Genomic DNA, 1178 nt, shown 5'->3' with positions numbered 1-1178 from the left:
ATCCAAACACCGATCAACAACAGCATCGGGAACCATGAGATCAAAATCTGTGAGAATAAGCCGCGTTTTTCCGGCGGAGTGCCTGACACTTTGACATTTTTTTGAATTAAATCATCCAAAATTTTGGCATCGTAAATCGGCATGACAGTTTGGTATTTGTCACCATTACTTTTGGTGACCGTAATTTGGCTGTCATCAAAACGTGCTTCAGTTACCTGATTATTACCCACATCAGAAACGAATGCGGTGTAATCCACGCCACTTTTAGCTTCTGAATCGGAATTAAAACTTTGAAACACGGACATCAGAATGACACCGATTACCGTCCACAAAATTAAGTTTTTTATCATGTCGTTCTTCAAGGCTCAACCTCATTTATCCTTGTTTAACAAATCGGTAGCATAGATTACTATAATTTGTAACCGGTTGCCACAATATATACTTCTCGCGAGCGGCCACGAGAGGCTTCAGGTTTCCGCACTTTCACCACACCAAACAGAGAGCGAATCTCTCTCAGGTATTCGTCGAAGCCTTCTCCCTGAAAAACTTTTACTACAAAACTGCCTTTGTTTGCCAACACCTGACGGCACATGTCCAGCGCAAGTTCCACCAGATACATCGCCCTCGGAATATCCACCGACGGCATGCCACTGAAATTTGGCGCCATATCCGACAACACTACATCAACTTTGCCGTCACCAACTCGTTGCAGCAGCGCTTTCAACACGCTTTCTTCGCGGAAATCTCCTTGTAGGAAATCCACGCCGGCAATTGGATCCATATCCAGGATATCACAGGCGATCACTCGTCCCTGACTACCAATCTGTTTGACCACATATTGCGACCAACCACCCGGCGCTGCCCCTAAATCAACCACCGTCATATTTGGTTTAAACAAACGATCCGTTTGCTGAATTTCGTCCAGTTTAAAGTAGGCGCGCGAACGCAGCTTTTGTTTATGTGCTTTTTGCACAAAGTGATCTTTAAAGTGTTCATTTAACCAGCGAGTCGAGCTGGCAGAACGTTTTTTCTTTCCCATTTTATTTATCTCTTGAGATAATTACCTAACTCAAGCGGTAATTATGTTAATATGGCACTTAAATTAATAGATTCAAGTCTAAATAATCAATTATTCAAACTTTTCTATTGTGATGTAACAATGTAGCTTTAATGTTTAA

At 42.1% G+C, this 1178-nt stretch carries 2 protein-coding genes; both read right to left on the bottom strand.

What is annotated here, in order from left to right; translation table 11 throughout:
• Nucleotides 1–350 (bottom strand): ATP-dependent metallopeptidase FtsH/Yme1/Tma family protein (locus FHQ30_RS12920; RefSeq protein WP_176552782.1); only part of this gene is annotated, 350 nt, incomplete at its 3' end.
• Nucleotides 351–409: 59 nt separating this feature from the next.
• On the bottom strand, nt 410–1039 hold the full coding sequence (rlmE, locus tag FHQ30_RS12915; RefSeq protein WP_132967229.1) for a 23S rRNA (uridine(2552)-2'-O)-methyltransferase RlmE: 630 nt from the start codon (nt 1037–1039) through the stop codon (nt 410–412).
• Between the last annotated feature and the right edge of the window lie 139 nt (nt 1040–1178).

The sequence above is a fragment of the Testudinibacter sp. 'clade 2' genome (genome assembly GCF_006227735.1).
Classification (GTDB): Bacteria; Pseudomonadota; Gammaproteobacteria; order Enterobacterales; family Pasteurellaceae; genus Chelonobacter.
Note: the sequence above shows the minus strand (reverse complement) of the source record. Positions and strands in the feature narration are given on the sequence as shown.

What these genes read in the sequence shown, in the direction of transcription:
- rlmE (WP_132967229.1), bottom strand. Translation starts at nt 1,039, where the DNA reads ATGGGAAAGAAAAAACGTTCTGCCAGCTCGACTCGCTGGTTAAATGAA.